This window comes from Sphingomonas pruni NBRC 15498 (assembly GCF_001598455.1).
Lineage (GTDB): Bacteria > Pseudomonadota > Alphaproteobacteria > Sphingomonadales > Sphingomonadaceae > Sphingomonas > Sphingomonas pruni.
Window position 1 is genome coordinate 1 of sequence record NZ_BCYZ01000045.1, and the last position, 16,962, is coordinate 16,962.

General features: G+C 65.4%; 16 protein-coding genes. 13 read left to right on the top strand and 3 right to left on the bottom strand.

What is annotated here, in order from left to right; translation table 11 throughout:
• Window positions 1-94 precede the first annotated feature (94 nt).
• Window positions 95-940, bottom strand: coding sequence for an HpcH/HpaI aldolase/citrate lyase family protein (locus SPR01S_RS13615; protein ID WP_066590410.1), 846 nt, complete (start codon window positions 938-940; stop codon window positions 95-97).
• Window positions 941-1,182: 242 nt separating this feature from the next.
• On the opposite strand from SPR01S_RS13615, the gene SPR01S_RS13620 reads away from it, so the two are divergent.
• The 10 genes from SPR01S_RS13620 (at window position 1,183) to SPR01S_RS13655 (ending at window position 13,147) form a co-directional block, all read left to right on the top strand.
• Complete coding sequence (locus SPR01S_RS13620) at window positions 1,183-3,405, top strand: TonB-dependent receptor (RefSeq protein WP_066590391.1); 2,223 nt, start codon at window positions 1,183-1,185, stop codon at window positions 3,403-3,405.
• A 12-nt stretch (window positions 3,406-3,417) separates the two neighbouring features.
• Window positions 3,418-4,371: a PfkB family carbohydrate kinase gene (locus SPR01S_RS13625; protein ID WP_066590392.1), complete on the top strand. Its 954-nt coding sequence runs from the start codon at window positions 3,418-3,420 to the stop codon at window positions 4,369-4,371.
• A 10-nt stretch (window positions 4,372-4,381) separates the two neighbouring features.
• Complete coding sequence (locus SPR01S_RS13630) at window positions 4,382-6,526, top strand: formylglycine-generating enzyme family protein (RefSeq protein WP_066590393.1); 2,145 nt, start codon at window positions 4,382-4,384, stop codon at window positions 6,524-6,526.
• Window positions 6,510-8,345 carry a glycoside hydrolase family 127 protein gene (locus SPR01S_RS13635; protein ID WP_218016759.1) on the top strand — a complete coding sequence of 612 codons (1,836 nt, stop codon included), beginning with the start codon at window positions 6,510-6,512 and terminating at the stop codon, window positions 8,343-8,345. The genes SPR01S_RS13630 and SPR01S_RS13635 overlap by 17 nt, the downstream gene beginning before the upstream one ends.
• Window positions 8,346-8,380: 35 nt before the next feature.
• A complete protein-coding gene (locus SPR01S_RS13640; protein WP_066590394.1) occupies window positions 8,381-9,907 on the top strand; it encodes a carboxylesterase/lipase family protein in 1,527 nt (508 codons plus the stop codon).
• Between the two features lie 2 nt (window positions 9,908-9,909).
• Window positions 9,910-11,121 (top strand): CaiB/BaiF CoA transferase family protein, encoded by a 1,212-nt coding sequence (locus SPR01S_RS13645; RefSeq protein WP_066590395.1) that lies wholly within the window; start codon window positions 9,910-9,912, stop codon window positions 11,119-11,121.
• A gap of 135 nt (window positions 11,122-11,256) precedes the next feature.
• Window positions 11,257-11,412 carry a DUF3309 family protein gene (locus SPR01S_RS21285; protein WP_084251184.1) on the top strand — a complete coding sequence of 52 codons (156 nt, stop codon included), beginning with the start codon at window positions 11,257-11,259 and terminating at the stop codon, window positions 11,410-11,412.
• 101 nt (window positions 11,413-11,513) lie between these two features.
• Window positions 11,514-11,696, top strand: coding sequence for a hypothetical protein (locus SPR01S_RS13650; protein ID WP_066590396.1), 183 nt, complete (start codon window positions 11,514-11,516; stop codon window positions 11,694-11,696).
• A 247-nt stretch (window positions 11,697-11,943) separates the two neighbouring features.
• Complete coding sequence (locus tag SPR01S_RS21850) at window positions 11,944-12,114, top strand: hypothetical protein (RefSeq protein WP_169803436.1); 171 nt, start codon at window positions 11,944-11,946, stop codon at window positions 12,112-12,114.
• 37 nt (window positions 12,115-12,151) lie between these two features.
• The gene (locus SPR01S_RS13655) at window positions 12,152-13,147 is read left to right on the top strand and encodes an ATP-dependent DNA ligase (protein ID WP_066590397.1); all 996 of its coding nucleotides are present in this window, start codon (window positions 12,152-12,154) and stop codon (window positions 13,145-13,147) included.
• Between the two features lie 19 nt (window positions 13,148-13,166).
• Here the strand turns inward: SPR01S_RS13655 and SPR01S_RS13660 are convergent, their stop codons facing one another.
• Window positions 13,167-13,769, bottom strand: a complete 603-nt coding sequence (locus SPR01S_RS13660) for a DUF4142 domain-containing protein (RefSeq protein ID WP_066590398.1) — start codon at window positions 13,767-13,769, stop codon at window positions 13,167-13,169.
• Window positions 13,770-13,918: 149 nt separating this feature from the next.
• Here SPR01S_RS13660 and SPR01S_RS13665 point away from each other — a divergent pair, with 149 nt between their 5' ends.
• The gene (locus tag SPR01S_RS13665; RefSeq protein WP_066590412.1) at window positions 13,919-14,107 is read left to right on the top strand and encodes a hypothetical protein; all 189 of its coding nucleotides are present in this window, start codon (window positions 13,919-13,921) and stop codon (window positions 14,105-14,107) included.
• Between the two features lie 23 nt (window positions 14,108-14,130).
• Here the strand turns inward: SPR01S_RS13665 and SPR01S_RS13670 are convergent, their stop codons facing one another.
• Window positions 14,131-14,325, bottom strand: coding sequence for a hypothetical protein (locus tag SPR01S_RS13670; RefSeq protein ID WP_066590399.1), 195 nt, complete (start codon window positions 14,323-14,325; stop codon window positions 14,131-14,133).
• 157 nt (window positions 14,326-14,482) lie between these two features.
• On the opposite strand from SPR01S_RS13670, the gene SPR01S_RS21635 reads away from it, so the two are divergent.
• Both SPR01S_RS21635 and SPR01S_RS13675 read left to right on the top strand, forming a co-directional pair.
• A complete protein-coding gene (locus tag SPR01S_RS21635; RefSeq protein ID WP_157082256.1) occupies window positions 14,483-14,719 on the top strand; it encodes a hypothetical protein in 237 nt (78 codons plus the stop codon).
• A 2-nt stretch (window positions 14,720-14,721) separates the two neighbouring features.
• Window positions 14,722-16,929 (top strand): hypothetical protein, encoded by a 2,208-nt coding sequence (locus SPR01S_RS13675; RefSeq protein WP_066590400.1) that lies wholly within the window; start codon window positions 14,722-14,724, stop codon window positions 16,927-16,929.
• The last annotated feature ends 33 nt before the right edge of the window (window positions 16,930-16,962 follow it).

Sequence of the window (16,962 nt, forward strand, 5' to 3'; positions counted from 1 at the left end):
GAGGCGAGAATATTGTCCTCACCCTTCCCACTCGGCTGCGCCGAGCGGGCCCCTTCCCTCTCCCGATGGGAGAGGGAGCCTGGAGTAAAGCCCATCACGCGGTGCCCTCGTTTCCATCCGCCCGTCGCACGGCCTCGCGCGCCGCCGCGACCGCGGGAGCGTCGGCCATAGCGCCTTCGAACAGAAACGCCCCATGTCCGCGCGTGCCCGCCTCGCCCGCCGCCGCCAACAGGCGCCGGGCGCGCGCCACATCCTCGCCCGTGTCGAACAAGGCATTGGCGATCGTCACCTGGCGCGGGTGGATGCAGCTCTTGCCCGGATAGCCCAGGCTGCGCGCGAGTTCGGCCTCGGCACGGAATCCATCGTCGTCGGCGAGATCGGGCCAGGCCCCGTCGAACGCGAAGCGCTCGGCCTCCCCGGCCGCCAGCCGGATCGACCACAAGGCGGTCTGCACATGGCGCAAGTCGCGTCTATCCACACCGAGCGACGCGAAGAGATCGTTGAGGCCGACCTGCAGCCCGATCACGCGGGGATGGGCGCCGGCAATCCCCGCGGCCTGGGAAATCCCGCGCGGGGTTTCGATATTGACCAGCAAGTCGGCCGCGATGCCGGCCGACTCCATCTGCACGGCGACCATCCGCACCGCGGCCGGCGAGCTGGCCTTGGGAAGGTTGACGCAATCGACGCGGATACCGGCCAGCGCCGCCAGGTCATCGGCGAAAAAAGGACTGTCGAGCGCGTTGATCCGGACGATCATGCGTTTGCCCGACGACGCGACGGCGTCCGAGCGCAACCATTCGACCAGCCGCGATCGTGCCGCCGCCTTGTCACCCTCGGGCACCGCGTCCTCGAGATCGAACGACAGCGCGTCGGCATCTCCCGCCAACGCCTTGGCAAAGAATTCGGGTCGCGAGCACGGCACGAACAACTTGCTGCGCATCGCAGCTCCCTCCCATGTCGCCGCATCTTGCATGATGCGGTCGACCGGTCTGTAGCGCGGGAATAGCGCAGCGTTGCTGCGTTCACAGCACAGGAAAAGCGTTGTCTCACCGCCCCGAAGCGTAGCCAGCCTTGGGTCGGCTAACCACAGAAAATCTTGGGTGTGAACGCAGCACTCTGCCGCTTTTGCGTGCCTCGGCGTCGCTTTAGGCTGCTGAAAAAATACGTCGGGGAGGATTTCGAATGAACGATCATGCGCGTCTGACGCTTGCCGCCGCTCTGCTGTCGAGCGTCGCTTTGCCGGCCTTTGCCCAGGCCGATCCCGCCACATCGGCTGAACCGCAGAACGCGGCCGCGCCGGTCGGCGACGGCCAGACCAGCAGCCAACAGGAAAGCGCGGAGGATCGTGGCGAGATCATCGTCACCGGCAGCCGCACGCCCAAATCGGTCGACAAGATCGCCGGCGCGGTCACCGTCATCACGCCTGCCGAGGTGCAACGCTCGCTCACCATCACCGAGGACGCCACCGCGATCCTTGCGCGCACCGTGCCCGGCTATTCGGAATCGAACCAAACGCTTAACACGCTGGGTGAGACGTTCCGCGGACGCACGGCGCTGTATCTGTTCGACGGCATTCCGCAATCGACCCCGTTGCGCGACGGCAGCCGTAACGCGACCTTCACCGACATGGCGACGATCGAGCGTATCGAGGTGATCGGCGGCGCCTCGGCGGCCGAAGGCGTCGGCGCCGCCGGCGGCATCATCAACTATATCTCGAAGCGCGCCACCCAGGAGGGCACGCATTTCGGCGTCACCGCCCGCTTCGGCACACAGTTCCGCGACGACAGTTCTCAATGGAAGATCGGCGCCACAATCGCCCATAAATCCGACGGCATCGATATCTTCGCCGCCGGATCGTTCCTGTCGCGCGGTATCACCTACGATGCCAATGGTCGCCGTATCGGCCTCAGCGCGTCGAGCTCGCTCGCCGACTCGAAGCAATATGACGCCTTCCTCAAGATCGGCCACGATTTCGGCGACAACGGTTCGCAGCGCATCGAGGCGGAGGCCAGCTTCTTCTACCTCAAGGCGAACGGCAATTATCACTATGTCGCCGGCGTCCGCCCCCCGGCCGGCACCGACCAGACCACGGGTATTCCCGATACCGCCCAGCCGGGTCCGCCGACCGACCCGCTCACCGGTCAGTTGCTGTTCAAGCCCGATTTCAACCGCTTCCAGCAATATGCGCTGAATTACACCAACACCAATCTGCTCGGTGGCAATGTTGCCGTCACCGGCTATTACGCCAAGCAGGAGATGCGCTTCCCGGGCGACAACGGCATCGATAAGCAGGATCCTCGCATCTCGACCGGCGTGATCTTCGACCAGTCGGAAATCCTGTCGAAGAAATACGGCCTGCGCACGTCGGACACCTACAAGGACTTGCTGACCAAGGGCTTTGAGCTGCGTTTCGGTATTGACCTCGTCCACGACCAGACCCAGCAATATCTCGCCGTCACCAACCGCGTCTGGGTGCCGCCGATGAATTATACCGGCATCGAACCCTATGCACAGCTCAGCTACGATATCGGTCCGGTCACGCTGAGCGGCGGCTGGCGCCATGAGGACGGCCGCGTGAAGATCGCCGATTATACGACGACCTATTACCGCAAGAGCGTCTTCGTGAAGGGCGGCACGCTCAAATATAATAGCGACCTGTTCAACGCTGGCATCATCGGACGCCTGGGTTCTGGCTTCTCCGCCTTCGCAACCTATAGCGAGGGTTTCTCACTGCCCAACGTCGGCATCCCGCTGCGCAACGTCAGCACACCCGGCAACAGCGTCGAGTCGATCATCGGGCTCCAGGCGGTGATCTTCAAGAACAAGGAGATCGGCTTCAACTGGCGCGGCCGGATCGGCAATTTTGGCATTTCCTATTATCAATCGAGGTCGGCCGACGGCTCGACCTATGCGGTTGACCCGGTGACCAGGGACTATGTCCTCAATCGCCGCCCGATTCATATCTTCGGCTTCGACGTGAATGGCGAGCTGCGCCCGACCAAGGATTTGCGCCTGAACGTCGTCTACAGCCACGTCGTCGGCAAGACCTCGGCCGCCAATGGCGTGGCCAGCCCGGTCGAAACACCGCTCGGCGTGCTCAACATCGCGCCCGACAAGCTGACCGCGACGGCGACATGGCAGTTCATCCCGACGGCGTCGGTGTCGCTCGGGTCGACGAGCTATTTCAGCCGCCGCCTGCCGGCGATCAACGAATATACCAAGGGCTATACGCTTTTCGACCTGACGGCGAACGTCAAGGCGGGCAATGTCGGCACCTTCTCGCTCGGCGTGGAGAATCTGTTCAACCGGTTCTACTTCCTGAGTTCGTCGCAGATCGATATCTACCAGAACTACTTCGCGGGTCGCGGACGGACGGTTTCGTTGACGTTCCACCGCGACTTCTGAACCGAGGGGGCCGTGGGCGATCGATCCGAGTCACGCGTGCTGGTCGCCGGCTCCGCCAATGCCGATTTCGTCGTTCGAGCCGCCCGCATCCCCGCGGCCGGCGAGACGGTGCTCGGCGGCGATCTGGCGATCTTTCCCGGCGGCAAGGGCGCCAACCAGGCGGTCGCCGCTGCCCGCGCCGGCGGCGTCGCCACCAGAATGGTCGCGGCGATGGGCGATGACGATCCCGCACGGCTGATCGCGGCGTCGCTGGCCGGCGCCGGTGTCGCGCTCGACATCCGGCGCTCGGCGCGATCGACCGGGGCGGCGCTGATCACCGTGTCCGACGCCGGCGAGAATGCGATCACCGTCGCGCCCGGCGCCAATTCGGATCTCGGCCCCGACGACCTGCCCGATCTCGACGGCATATCGTGGCTGGTGATGCAGCTCGAAACGCCGCTCAATACGGTCGCGGCCTTCGCCCGCGCGGCACGCGATCGCGCAACCAAGGTATTGCTCAACGCAGCACCGGCGCGTGCCCTCCCTGCCGACCTGCTCGCGGTGGTCGACCTGCTGGTCGTGAACGAGGACGAGCTTGGCATGCTCGTCGGAACCGAAGGATCGCTCGCCGAGCGGCTTGCGCGCACCGGGGTCGCCATCACCGTCGTAACGCTGGGTGGCCGCGGCGCCTGTGCGCGTGTCGGCCAGGACTATGCGCTCCAACCCGCCTTCGCCGTCACACCGGTCGACACCACCGCCGCCGGCGACACCTTTTGCGGCGTGCTTGCCGCCGGCCTGGCGGAGGGCCTCGACCTGCCGGCCGCTTTGGCTCGCGCCGGGGCGGCCGCAGCGCTCGCCACCACGAAAGCAGGCGCGCAATCGTCCATCCCGTCGCGCACTGAACTGGACGCCTTCATCGCCGGCGCGCACCAGCATGGTCAGGACGCCCTCGCCACTTATTGTGGCCTGGCCGCGGCAGCGATTTGAAGAAAGCCCCATGACCAACCCGATCCGCACCACCAGCGACGTCAAATTCTCCCACGCGCTCACCGGTCCCTATCTGCCAACGCCGGGCAAGGTGCCCGGCTGGCCGTTCCAGGAAATGGGCCGCTGGAAGATCGACGCCGACGGTGCCGCCGACGAATGGGTGCAGGGGCTGATCGAATGGCGCCGCGAACATCTGATCCGCATCGGCTTCGATGACGCGCTCTATCGCCGCCCCGAACTGCAATGGTCGCAGGCGAATTTCGTCCATCACCTGCTGATGGTCGAGGATCGCTATTTCTACGAGCCCGACGCCGGCCGCTATACCGTCGACCGGTATCTCGACGATCTCGAGGCGCGGCTCGGCACGATCGACAGCGTGCTCCTCTGGTACATCTATCCCAATATCGGCATCGACGACCGCAGCCAGTTCGACCTGGTCGACGCGCTGCCCGGTGGGATCGAGGGATTGAAGCAGGCGGTCGCCGATTTCCATCGCCGCGGGGTCAAGGTGTTCCTGCCGACCATGCCGTGGGACAATGGCACGCGACCGGGCGATGCGCCCGATTGGGACCGCATGGCGGCGATCGTCGCCGCGACCGGCGCCGACGGCGTCAACGGCGACACCTATAGCGGCGTGCCGCTCGCCTTCCACAAAGCGTGCGAGGCGGCGGGCGGCGCGGTCGTGCTCCAGCCCGAGACGACGGCGCAGGCCGGCGACCATATCCTCAGCTGGAACCTGCAAAGCTGGACCAAGCGCGTCCCCGACGAGAGCATTCCGACGGTGCTCAAACTCAAATGGCTCGAGCCCAGGCACATCATCAATATCGAGAACCGCTGGAGCCGCGCGCGGACCAACGACCTGCAGCACGCCTTTTTCAACGGCGTCGGTTACGTCGCCTGGGAGAATGTGTTCGGCTTCGTCAATCAATTCACTCCGCGCGACGCAGAGACGCTGCGCCGGGTGGCGATGGTCCAGCGCTTCTTCGCGCCGCTGATCGTCAGCCCCGACTGGCGGCCGTACGAGCGGACGTTGCAGGCCGGAATCTTCGCCAGCCGCTTCCCCGGCGCCGGTCGGACCTTATGGACGCTGATCAACCGCGCCGAATACGCCGTTGATGGCGAGCAGCTTGCGGTGCCGCACAAGGCCGGGACGCGCTATCTCGATGTCTGGAACGGCGTCGCGCTCGATCCGCGGATCGACGGCGACCGCGCGGTCCTGACGCTCGACATTGCCGGGCGCGGTTTCGGCGCGATCCTCGCCCTCGCGGAGGGCGAGACCGTCGCCGCTCTCGACGCCTTCCTGGCCGAGATGCACGCTCGCGCCGCCACGCCGCTCGCCTCGATCCCGGCGAGCTGGAGTTCGGCCAAGCAGGAACTCGTGCCGATCGCGCCGACCGCTCGCCATACCGACGCGCCCGAGGGCATGGTGGCGATTCCGGCCGGCGAGTTCAACTTCACGGTGTACGGAATCGAGATCGAGGGCTACGCCGCCGACGGCGTCGACGTGCAATATCCCTGGGAAGACAGTCCGCGCCGCCATCATCGCCGCCGCATGGCGATCGACGCCTTCTGGATCGACCGTTTTCCGGTGACCAACGCCCAGTTCAAGACCTTCCTCGACGCCAGCGGCTACGCCCCTGCCGACGACCGCAATTTCCTGCGCCATTGGCAGGACGGCGCACCGCCCGCCGGATGGGAGAACAAGCCCGTCACCTGGGTCGCGATCGAGGATGCCCGTGCCTATGCCGACTGGGCGGGCAAGCGCCTGCCGCGCGAATGGGAATGGCAATATGCCGCCCAAGGGACCGACGGCCGATCCTTCCCCTGGGGCAATGAATGGGACGAGGCGGCGGTCCCCGCGCCGTCGCTCGACCGCGTGATGCCGGCGCCAGCCGATGTCGACGCGCATCCCGCCGGTGCGAGCCCGTTCGGCGTGATGGATCTGGTCGGCAACGTCTGGCAGTGGACCGACGAATATCTGGACGATCGCGTCCGTGCCGGTGTCCTGCGCGGCGGCAACGCCTATCAGCCGCAAACCTCGCACTGGTATTTCCCCCAGGCCTATCGGCTCGACGAGCATGGCAAGTTCCTGCTGATGGCGCCGGCCAAGGACCGCTCGGCCGGGATCGGATTCCGTTGTGCCGCCGATCGCTGAACCGGCAATGCGGCTCGCACCGCTCGGCGCGGTGACGCTGGGCGGGCTGCTCGGCGAGGCGGTGGAGGCCAATCGCAAGGGCAGGCTCTCGCACTTCATCACAGACGAGCATAGTCCGGCGATCGCCCTGTTCGCGCCCGAGACCGTCGCTGGCGACGAGGAAGGCGATTGGTATGGCGAGCATGCCGGCAAATGGCTGGTCGCCGCGACGCGCGCGGCCGTGCGCGCCGGCGACGATGCGCTGCTCGCGCGCGTGGTGCGCGTCGCCGATTATCTGATCGAGCACCAGGATGCCGACGGCTATCTCGGCAATTACGCGCCGCCGCGCCGTTTCATGGTGAAGCAGCCGCCCAAGCCGGTGACATGGGACGGAGCGCCGGCGCTGCGCACCTGGGACATCTGGACGCATTCCTATCTGATCCTGGGGCTGCTCGAATTGTGGAAAGCGGTCGGCGAGGATCGCTACCTGACGGCGGCGCGAAAGGTCGGCGACCTTTGCTGGCGGACGTTGGACGCTAAAGGGATCGCGATCACCGATCTCGGCAATCATTTCGGCCTGTCGGCCACCGTTTTGATCGATCCGGCGGTCGAGCTCTATTTCGCGACCGGCGAGCAACGCTATCTCGACCTTGCGCGATTGGTGATCGACCAAGTCGAGCAGGAGCCGCGCAATCGGTTGCTGAGCATGGCACTGGCCGGCGCCGACCCGTCGGAGATCGCCACCGGCAAGGCCTATCAATTGCTGTGGAATCTGGTCGGCCTCGCCAAGCTTTACCGCGCGACGGGTGACGGCCGTTACCTCACCGCCGTCCGCAACATCTGGCACGCGGTGCGCGCGCATCATTTGACGCTTGGCGGCGGACCCTGGGGCGGGGTCGCGCACCGTTCGCGCGAGGTATTCAACCCCGCCAGCGTATTCAGTCCCGAAGCCTATGTCGAAACCTGCTCGACCATGGCCTGGATTCAGCTCAATCGTGAATTGCTGACGATCCTGGGCGACGCCGCCTTCGCGCAGGAAATCGAGCGCAGCGCCTATAACGACCTGCTCGGCGCCCAGGCGCCCGACGGCGAGGATTGGTGCTATTATTCCTTCCCCAACGGCCGGCGCACCCACACGACCTATTGGCGCTGCTGCAAGTCGAGCGGGGCAATGGCACTCGAGGAGCTGTCCGCGATCGCCTATGGCGTGACCGCGGATGGCGCGGTGGCGATCAACCTGCTGGGCCCATCCGACGCCGAGATCGTCCTGCCGGCCCTCGGCGCGGTGCACCTCCGCCAGCGGGCCGCCTATCCGTTCGAAGGGCCGATCACGATCGAGGTCCTACTCGCTGCCCCCGCCCGGTTCGCGGTCGATGTCCGCATTCCCGATTGGGCCGAGCACGCGGTGCTGCGCGTCGGCGAAGAGAGATTCGCGGCGACCGCGGGCAGATATGCCCGGATCGAGCGGGAATGGGCGCCCGGTGAGGTCATCACGCTCGATCTGCCGATGCCGGTCGCGGTGCATCGCGCGACGCAGCGCAATGTCCAGGAATCGCTCGCACCGGGCAACGTACCGGTGGCGCAGGAAGTCATGCGGTACGACTTCATCGCGGTAACGCGCGGCCCGCTCGCTTATGCGACGGGGCTGGTCGATGGCTTCAAGCGCGGCGAAACGGTGCGGTTCGCGCGCGAGCCGGTCGCGGTGGCGGATGGCGAGACGATCCGCTTGGAGGCCGAAGGCCGCGCGCCGATCGTCTTCGAGCCCTGGTACCGAGCAGGCGGGCGGCAAGACGGTGTCTGGCGGTTGACCTGGCTCGGGCTGGCCGAGGCGGACGCGTGATCGCGGGCGCATTCTCCTCCCCGACCCGGCGCGCGATGATTGCTGGCAGCGCCGCCTTGATCGCCGCCGGCGCCGCGCGCGCGGCCGGCGATCCGGTGGTGACCTGCCGCGCCGGACGCTTCATCGGCCAACGCCAGGCCGGCATCGCCGCGTTCCGCGGTATCCGTTACGGCCGGGCGGAGCGCTTCCGGGCGCCCGCTGCCGCGCCGGTGATGCCAGAGGCAGTCCGCGCGATCGAGCCGGGCCCCGCCTGCCCGCAGCGTGGCAAACGCCGTCCTCAGGCGGAGGATTGCCTGTTCCTCAACATCTGGACGCCCGCCGCCGGTTCCGGCGCGCGGCTGCCGGTGATGTTGTGGATACATGGAGGCGGTTACGCTTTTGGCAGCGCCAATGACCCGATCACCGACGGCCATGGACTCGCCGCTTCGGGCGATGTCGTTGTGTTATCCGTCAACCACCGGCTCAATGCGCTCGGCTATCTCTATCTCGCGCGGCTCGACGCCGGCTTCCCCGACAGCGGCAATGCCGGTCAGCTCGACCTGGCGCTCGCACTCAACTGGGTGCGCGACAATATCGCCGGCTTCGGCGGCGATCCGGCGCGCGTCACGCTGATCGGGCAATCGGGCGGCGGCGCCAAGATCGCCACCCTGATGGCGATGCCCGCGGCACGCGGCCTGTTCCGCCGCGCGATCACGATGAGCGGACACCAGGTGACGGTGTCGGGCCCGGTCCACGCGACGCTTCGCGCCCGCGCCTATCTGGCGCGATTGGGCATAAACGAAACGGAAACTCGGCGCCTGCTCGATCAGCCAGTCGAGAAGCTGATCGAGGCGCTAGACGCCGACGATCCGGTCGAGCGTAGCGCGATCTATTTCGGACCCGTCCTCGACGGCCGGTCGCTAACGCGACATCCTTATTGGCCTGACGCCCATTCCAACGGGCTAGCCGTCGATCTGATGCTCGGTGGCACGCGCGACGAAACCCGCGGTTTCTCCGATCCCGCCTCGCCCGAGATGCGCGGCCTGGGCTGGGACGCCCTGCCCGACCGGATTGCCGCCGAATTGCCGGTCGATTTGCTGCCCGAAGCGGTGGTCCGCGCCTATCGCGCGCATCTGCCGGCAGCTTCCCCGGCCGACATCTTCTACGCCGCGACGACCGCCGGCCGCAGCTGGCGGGCGCAGATCATCGAAGCCGAGGCACGCGCTCGCGCCGGCCGCCCGGCATTCGTCTATCAGGTCGATTTCCAATCCCCGACCCATCCCGATCGCGGCGCGTTTCACGGCATCGATATCGGTCTGGTCTTCGGCACGTTCGACGCGGCCGATGCCTGGACCGGCAACGATCCGCGGACGCGCGCGCTGTCGCGGTTGATGCAACGGCGTTTCGTCGCCTTCGCCCGCACCGGCCGTCCGGACCTGCCCGGATCGCCCGTCTGGCCAGCTTATGACGAACGCCGCCGGGCGACGATGATCTTCGATATCGCCAGCCGGGTCGAGAACGACCCGCGCCGCTGGCAGCGCGAATTGTTCGCCCCCGTCCCCTATACCCAGCCGGGAACCTGATCTTGAACGCCTCCCCTTCTTCTTCTTCTTCTCAGTCCGCGTTCGACAATCCGGCGCGCGAAGGTCCGCGTGGACCGCTTTCGGGCATCGGCGTGCTCGACCTCAGCGCCTATATCGCCGGGCCCTATGGCTGCTCGCTGCTCGCCGATCAGGGCGCCGACGTGATCAAGATCGAGTCGCCGGCCGGCGACAATCTGCGCAACTATCCCTCGACACTCGAAGGCGAGAACCGCGCCTTTCTCGGCGTCAATCGCAGCAAGCGAGGCATCGTGCTCGACCTCAAGGACGAAGCCGACCGCGCGCGGCTGCTGGCGCTGGTCGCGCAGGCGGACGTGCTGGTCCACAATTTCCGCCCCGGCGTCACCGACCGGCTCGGGATCGGCCATGCCCAGCTCGAGGCGATCAACCCGCGCCTGATCTATTGCGCCGTCACCGGTTATGGTGAGGAAGGCCCGCTGCGCGGCAAAGCGGGGTACGATCAGGTGCTCCAGGCGATGACCGGGATGTGCGTGCTGCAGGGCAAGCCGCCGGTCCCGGAGCTAACCTATGGCTCGCCGGTCGACTATTATGCCGCCGCGTTGGTCGCCGCCGGCGTCTCCTCGGCGCTGTTCGAGCGTGAGCGCAGCGGCAAGGGGCAATATGTCGGCGTCTCGCTGCTACGCAGTGCGCTGACGATGCAGTCGGCGCGTATGATCCAGGCCGAGGGAGAAGCACACGACATTTCGCGCGACATGCGCTCGGGCGGGATCACCGGTCTCCACCCGACCGGCGATGGCTATCTCTATCTTTCGGCCAATACCCCGCATTTCTGGAACGCCTTGTGCGAGCGGACGGGGCTTGAGGCGCTGGCCCGCGATCCCCGCTATGACAGCGTCCGCAAGCGCGCCGAACGTGCCGCCGAGCTCGTCCCGCTGCTGCACACGGCGCTCGCCAAGCGGAGCGCACTCGAATGGGAGGAGGTGTTCGGTGAGGCGGTGCCGTCTTCCGCCGTGCACCATATCGAGGAAATGTTCGACCATCCGCAAGTGCGCGCCGAGGCGATGGTGACGAGCATCGCGCACCCCGTGCTCGGCCGGTATCGCGGCGTGTCGCGCGCCATCAAGTTCGCGCGCACGCCGGGTCCCGAACCGTTCGCCGCGCCGATGCTCGGACAGCATGACGATGACGTTCCCGCCGTGCCGTCAAGCGACGAGCCTCTGTCCGGCAGGCCCTGACCGCAGCCCGCACGCCGCTCCATAGACAAGAGATAGGCACCAGGGCGAAGATCCGAGTTTCTTCACAGCGACCCCTCTCGGAACCGCAACTGCGCCCGCTGGTTGTACGTCCCAATCAGAACAGGGAGCGCAGTGATGCTTGGAACAATCCTAATAATCGTCCTGATACTCGCCTTGATCGGCGCTCTGCCGACTTGGGGCCATAGCCGCAATTGGGGATATGCGCCGTCGGGCGGCTTGGGACTGATCGTCCTGATCCTGATCATCCTCGTGGTGCTTGGCAGGATCTGAGCATCGCCGACGACATCAGTCAGTAGACCGCCGGTGTTATTGGAACCGGCTGATGCTCAGCCGGTTATCTTGCGACAATTACGACGACAAGGAGAGGAACGATGGCAGACGAAGATCGAACGACTGTGATTGAGAGGGGCGGCAGCGGCGGAGCGATTGCTCTCCTCGCCGTCGTCTTGGCGGTAATCGCCGTGGTGTTGTTCTTGATGTTTGGCCAGAACATGCTCGGCAACACGAAAAAGGTCGACGCCGACATCAAGATCGACACGCCGGCGAAGCCGTAAATCTATAAAGGGGGCTGGCTCTGCAACACGCCGGCCCCCTGTGATCGCACCCATACCAAGCGACGAACGCCCCTGGAGGCTCCATCCGAGGGCATCAGCCGTTACCCTGCTTTTCAGCTTGCTGGCATTAGCTGCATCTCGCCCGACATGAGCTCGCATATTGGCGCGTCGGCCGGGACACTAGCACGCACCGCAGGTGAACCGACCGACTCTTCGGGCGTTTCCTCTACACTTAACGGAGAGGATCATGACCAAGCGAGAATTGATCGATACCGGCACCGACAAACGATATGTCCGCCGCGACGAAAAGGGCCAGTTCAAGGAATCCGACGATGTCGGCCGGTCGCTCGCACAGGACGTCCGGCATCATGCCAAGACAAAGGTGAAAGCCGGCCAGGGCGATCGCGGCGATCGGTGACGGCGACCCGCTCGCGGAATCATGGGGTTGGTGACGTATGTCATCTAGCGCTTCGCTGATTCCGCTGGTGGAGCCGATGGAGGCGCGCCTTACTAAGGATCTCCCGGTCGGCGACACCTGGCAATATGAGCCTAAATGGGATGGGTTCCGATGCCTCGCTTATGTCCGGCAAGGCGAGGTAAGGCTATTTTCCAAGTCCGGAAAACGGCTTGACCGATATTTCCCCGAGATTGCCGATATCCTCGCGCGCTCGGCCACGTCGACCTGCGTGCTCGACGGCGAGTTGACCGTCCGGATCGACGACCGCCTGTCCTTCGGCGCGCTCCAGGCGCGCTTGCATCCCGCGGCGAGCCGGATCGAGCGCCTGTCGAACGAGACGCCGGCACGCTATGCGGTGTTCGACTGTCTCCAGGACGGCGCCCGCAATCTCCTCGAAGCACCGCTCAGGCAGCGGCGCGCGGCGCTTCCCGATCTCGTTTCGAGCTTTGACCATGCGTCGATATTTCTCTCGGACGCGACGCAGGACGTGGATCGTGCTCGCCGCTGGCTCGACGAGAGCGGCGGCGATACCGACGGCGTGGTCGCGAAAGAGCTCGACTCCCCCTATCAGCCGGGCGAGCGGGCGATGGTCAAGGTCAAGCGCCAGCGCACCGCCGACTGCGTGGTCGGGGGCTTCCGCTATGCCGCCAACGAGCCGATCGTGGGATCGCTGTTGCTTGGCCTGTACGACGAGGCTGGCAACCTCAACCATGTCGGATACACGTCCGCGCTCAGCGTCGCCGCGCGCCGCGCGCTCACCCCAAAGCTCGAAAAGATGATCGCCAAGCCCGGCTTCACCGGCCGCTCACCGGGCGGTCCCAGCCGCTGGTCGACCGACCGATCAGGCGACTGGCAGCCGCTGAAACCCGAGCTCGTCGTCGAGGTCCAGTTCGATCATGTGACGGACGAACGTTTCCGGCACGGCACCCGCTTCCTGCGCTGGCGCCCGGACAAGGCGCCGCGGCAGTGCCGGATGGAACAGCTCGCGATGTGACGCGGCGGTCCCGATCCACTCAGGGTTTGAGATCCCTGGCCATTGCCAGATGTCCGCTCACGATCGGCATCACCTCGTTGGCGAATGCACTGAGCGGTGGCTGGTCGCCGTTGACCGAATAGTCCTTGAGCGCGGCAAGCGTGCGCTGATGCGCGTCGCGCTGAAGGATGACATATTGCTGGTCGAAATCGGCGCCCTTCTTCGCGTGCAGTTGCTCGAGCGATTTCAGTTGGTCGGGCGCCAGCGTCGCGTCGGGCGTGATCATCGGCGCAGCCGACCCGGCGGCCTTTTTCAACTTTTCGGTCGACTGTTTGTGCGCGTCGATCATGTTCCGGGCGAAGTCCTTGACCGCTGGCGACCGCGCGTTGGTCAAAGCGAATTTCGATGTCTCGATTTCGAATTCGTCGCTCGCCGCCATTGCGTTCGCGAAGTCCTGCGCCGAGGGCGCGACCGGCGATGCAATATTGTGCAGATCGCCCGTGACATTGCCGCTCTTGACCGAGGGCGCCGTCGGCGAGTTGCCGAGGTCGGCGCTGTTGGCTTGCTGGACCTCGCTATGGTCGCCGCACGCACCAAGCGCGAAGATCGGCGCGGCGAATAATAGACAGGTTCTGACGTTCACGGATCGCGCTCCTGTGAGCAAGGATCAGCCGTCAACCCGGCCGCCGCTCCGCCGGTTCCTCGAAAACCCGCTCAGCTAATTCAGGTTAGTCAGATTGCTCGGTGCGCCTGCCGCTCTCGATCGTTGGTGGGAAGCGAAAGGAGACGATAATGACCGACCGCGACACTGACGGGACGGACGACGCGATCAAGCCGACGGCCGAAACCCGCGCACCCAACCTTTCGACCGACCATCAGAAAGAGGGCGACGCCCGCCGCCCCTCGGATCAGCTCGACCGCCAGCAGGGCCCGGGCGAAGACGATGGCGGACGCAAGACCTCGTTCACGGACAATGCCTAACGCCGCGCCAACGGCTTCCACGCTCATTGCTGTTCGGGATAGTCCTCCGGCTTTACTTGCCCGACATTCGGACGGTTCTCCACCGGCTCGGGCTTGTTGGCACGGGAGGGATCGTCGTCGGGTTCCTCGGCGAGGTCGGCGGTCGTCTCGCCGGGATTCTGTTTGCGGATGTCGTCGCTGGGATCGGCGCCTTCGTCGGCATTGGCACAGTCTGCCATCGTCTTTCTCCTCGGTTGCCGTTTCACAACCTGAAGCCACCGATCGGCGTTCCGTGAAGTCCTTCAATCCTCATCTATTTCATCCGAAAATCCGGACGCCGACGGAAACGAATGAGGCTGTGACGGGTTTCGGGCGCATGCATCAGGAGACTTGAAAATGGCCGACAGCAGTGATGGCCCGCACTTTTACGGAACCCCGGATCCCGACAATCCGCCGCCTGCCGGGATGAGAGGCGAACGCTCCGGCGGACAGGAAGACGAGGCGAGGACATTTGCGCGAACGTTGGACGTCGATGACCGCGAGGTGATCGTCGAGGAAACCTCCGGCGCGGTCTTCGTAGAGCAGAACGACGATGGGCCCGAGCAAGACAAGCGCGAAGGCCAGGCGGACTGACCATGATGCTCGATCGCACCGCCACTGGCGCGAGCCCCTATACTCTGGCTCTCCGCCAATTGCTTGCAGAGAAGCCTGAGCCGGTCGCCGCCTTCACGACGGCCGATCTCGAAGTCGAGCTAATCTGCGGACCGGATTCCCTATGGGCGATCGTACGGCGCGAAGGCCGCGGCGGTCTTGCCGTACGTTGCGCTTATCTTGCCGGGCCGTTCGAATGCCGCGCCGCTCGCCACCAGGCCGGCGAGCGCGTCCGGTTGAACGTCAAGAGTGCGATGGGCGAGCATGTCGTCGCGCTCACCATGGCCGAAACCCTACCCGAAGTGTTGCGCGTGTCGGTATGGCTGACCCCGGCACGGCCGCTGCTCGTACCGTTCTTGCCGCGCGACCTCTACCCGCTCGACCATCGCGACGACCCGACCGGCGCGCGCGGCCATGTCGAAGCGGCCCAGCGCGGACTAAACAGCGGCGTGCTGTTCTTCCGGCTGGCCGAGCCCGATTTCGGAACGGTGCTGTATTTTCAGAACCTGACCGCGCTCAATGATTACTATCTGGCGACCGATACCAAGCCCGATGGCGCGGTCGGCGGCGAATGGCCCGAACTCGGCTATCTGCCCCCCACCCCGCCGCAAAGCGCGACGCCGCCGGTGGAAACGTTGGAAGCGGGCAAGGAAATCATGCTGTCCGACGCGCTGATCGCCATTCGCCAACTCGATGACGGCACCGAGGAACAAGGCGCGCTGCAATTCCTCCGCATGCTGGGCGTCGTCTACACGGCGCTCGATCGCCCGGAGACGGAATTTCGCGATTGGGTCGCGCGGTCCGACCGCACGCTCGAGGATCTGACGACGGCGCCGGAAGCGACCGTGCGGCATTACGGCAACCTCTATGCGCACCCCTATACGGCGAGCGAATATCCCGATTCCATGGTGCAGATGTCGCTGCTCTCCGCGATCCACGACTGGGGGCGCTGGAACGACGCGCCGCACCCGCTGGAAAAGGAATTCCGGCGCGGCCTGAGCAAGTTCCACGACCGCGAGCTGGGGACGATCCGCCGCTATCTGCCCAATGTCGGCAAGGAAAAGGACAAGGACGCGGTCGACAGCTGGTATCTCTATCACCCCCTGCTCAATCTCGCGAAGCTCGCGCTGGACGGGGATTGGCGGGCAAAGGCGCTCTTCCTTGAGGTGATCGATTTCGGCATCCGCGTCGCTCACCATTTCGACTATAAATGGCCGATCCAGTTCAACGTCCGCGACTTCTCGGTGCTGACCGCGACCGCCAACGACGATCGCGGCCAAACCGATGTCGGCGGGATCTACGCCTATGTGATGCTGCAGGCGCATGCGTTGACCGACGATGCCCGCTTTCTCCGCGAGGCACGCGCCGCGATCGACACCGCCAAGGGCATGCGGTTCAATCTCAATTACCAGGCAAACCTGACCGCATGGGGTGCCGCGGCCTGTATGCGTCTGTGGCGTATCACCACCGATGACAGCTATCGCGACCAGAGTTACGTCTACCTCGCGAGCTTCTTCCACAATTGCGAGATCTGGGAATCGCGGATCGCCGCGGCGCGCCATTACAAGAACTTTCTCGGCGCGACGTGCTTGCAGGATGCGCCCTATATGGCGATCTACGAATGTTTCGACAGCTTCGCCGCGTTCGAACGCTATCTCGAGGATAGCGGCCCCGACCTCGATCCGGGCGTGCGGATGCTGGTGTCCGAATATTGCAAATACGCGCTCGATCGCGCCTGGTATTATTATCCCGACGCGCTGCCGGAGGATGTCCTGGCGGAGAAACAGCGCAACGGCCACATCGCCCGCAATCTGTCGTTCCCGCTCGAGGATCTCTACGCAGACGGCCAGAAAGCCGGACAGGTCGGACAGGAAATCTACGGCGCCGGCGCGGCAATGATATTCGCCACGCGCAGCTTTCACGATATCGAAGACGTGCCGTTCCGCCTCTATTGCAACCAGTTCCTGCGCTCGGCCGAGCGGGCCGGCCCCAACGCGCTGAGAGTCCAGTTCGACGGCGGCGAGAATTGTACCGCCGACCTCTGCCTGCTGCCGCGAAACGGCGCTCCGCTACCGAGGGCAAAGATCACCCTCGCCGACGGCGCGGCCATCCGGCAATCGTCGAGCGGGGATCGTACGGCCTATCGCGTGCCGGCCAATTGTCGGCTCGTCCTTACGTGGGACAGCGACTGAACGTCTGCGCACAATACTGATCCAAGTTACGCA